Genomic DNA, 625 nt, shown 5'->3' with positions numbered 1-625 from the left:
GGTTGCGTCCGTCAGAGTGGTGTAGCAGCTCGCCGATCAATCCGGTGAGTGTCGAATCCCGGACATGAGGGTGGTCACCGCGTGATCCTTCAACAGACCTACCAAGTCACTTGAAGGAAGAAGTCCACGCGATGACCGATATTCAGCGTATCGACCCGAGCCAGCTGTTGGGTGACCAATTGGCAGCTGCCAGCCCCGACCTGCTGCGCAACCTGCTCTCGACGTTCGTCCAGACCCTGATGGGCGCCGACGCCGACGCCGCGTGCGGTGCCGGCTACGGCGAACGCAGCAACGACCGCGTCAACCACCGCAACGGCTACCGCCACCGCGACTTCGACACCCGCGTCGGCACGATCGACCTCGCCATTCCCAAACTCCGGTCCGGGTCGTATTTCCCGGACTGGCTCCTCGAACGCCGCAAACGCGCCGAACGCGCGCTGACCAGCGTGGTCGCGACCTGCTACCTGCTCGGCGTCTCCACCCGCCGGATGGAGAAACTGGTCGAATCCCTGGGTATCACCGCGCTGTCGAAGTCCCAGGTGTCGATCATGGCCCGTGATCTCGACGCCCAGGTCGAAGCGTTCCGTACCCGTCCTTTGGACCAGGGTCCGTACACGTTCGTCGC

Annotated in this window: 1 protein-coding gene; it reads left to right on the top strand. The window is 64.0% G+C overall.

Translation table 11 applies throughout. The annotated features are described in order from the left end of the window. Positions 1 to 131 precede the first annotated feature (131 nt). On the top strand, positions 132 to 625 hold a 494-nt coding region (locus tag QMO76_RS35200; RefSeq protein ID WP_306365702.1), incomplete at its 3' end, for a transposase.

The sequence above is a fragment of the Nocardia sp. CC227C genome (assembly GCF_030767025.1).
Taxonomy (GTDB): Bacteria; Actinomycetota; Actinomycetes; order Mycobacteriales; family Mycobacteriaceae; genus Nocardia.
This window is presented reverse-complemented; position numbering and strand designations above follow the sequence as displayed.